Origin of the sequence: Pseudomonas sp. NFIX10, assembly GCF_900111955.1 — a bacterium.
GTDB lineage: Bacteria > Pseudomonadota > Gammaproteobacteria > Pseudomonadales > Pseudomonadaceae > Aquipseudomonas > Aquipseudomonas fluorescens_AA.
On record NZ_FOKH01000067.1, the window covers coordinates 1 to 1,223 of the forward strand.

General features: G+C 53.6%; 1 rRNA gene. It reads right to left on the reverse strand.

The window, feature by feature from the left end:
• Positions 1 to 41 precede the first annotated feature (41 nt).
• Positions 42 to 1,223, reverse strand: a 23S ribosomal RNA gene (locus BM321_RS29240); the annotation flags it as partial.

Consider the following 1,223-nt stretch of genomic DNA (forward strand, 5'->3'; position numbering starts at 1 on the left):
TCGCCCTTAGGCTTGGAGCATTCAAATTGCTTGGGTGTTATATGGTCAAGCCTCACGGGCAATTAGTACAGGTTAGCTCAACGCCTCACAGCGCTTACACACCCTGCCTATCAACGTCGTAGTCTTCGACGGCCCTTCAGGGGACTCAAGGTCCCAGTGAGATCTCATCTTGAGGCAAGTTTCCCGCTTAGATGCTTTCAGCGGTTATCTTTCCCGAACATAGCTACCCGGCAATGCCACTGGCGTGACAACCGGAACACCAGAGGTTCGTCCACTCCGGTCCTCTCGTACTAGGAGCAGCCCCTCTCAAATCTCAAACGTCCACGGCAGATAGGGACCGAACTGTCTCACGACGTTCTAAACCCAGCTCGCGTACCACTTTAAATGGCGAACAGCCATACCCTTGGGACCGGCTTCAGCCCCAGGATGTGATGAGCCGACATCGAGGTGCCAAACACCGCCGTCGATATGAACTCTTGGGCGGTATCAGCCTGTTATCCCCGGAGTACCTTTTATCCGTTGAGCGATGGCCCTTCCATACAGAACCACCGGATCACTAAGACCTACTTTCGTACCTGCTCGACGTGTCTGTCTCGCAGTCAAGCGCGCTTTTGCCTTTATACTCTACGACCGATTTCCGACCGGTCTGAGCGCACCTTCGTACTCCTCCGTTACTCTTTAGGAGGAGACCGCCCCAGTCAAACTACCCACCATACACTGTCCTCGATCCGGATAACGGACCTGAGTTAGAACCTCAAAGTTGCCAGGGTGGTATTTCAAGGATGGCTCCACGCGAACTGGCGTCCACGCTTCAAAGCCTCCCACCTATCCTACACAAGCAAATTCAAAGTCCAGTGCAAAGCTATAGTAAAGGTTCACGGGGTCTTTCCGTCTAGCCGCGGATACACTGCATCTTCACAGCGATTTCAATTTCACTGAGTCTCGGGTGGAGACAGCGCCGCCATCGTTACGCCATTCGTGCAGGTCGGAACTTACCCGACAAGGAATTTCGCTACCTTAGGACCGTTATAGTTACGGCCGCCGTTTACCGGGGCTTCGATCAAGAGCTTCGCGTTAGCTAACCCCATCAATTAACCTTCCGGCACCGGGCAGGCGTCACACCCTATACGTCCACTTTCGTGTTTGCAGAGTGCTGTGTTTTTAATAAACAGTCGCAGCGGCCTGGTATCTTCGACCGGCGTGGGCTTACGCAGCAAGTGCTT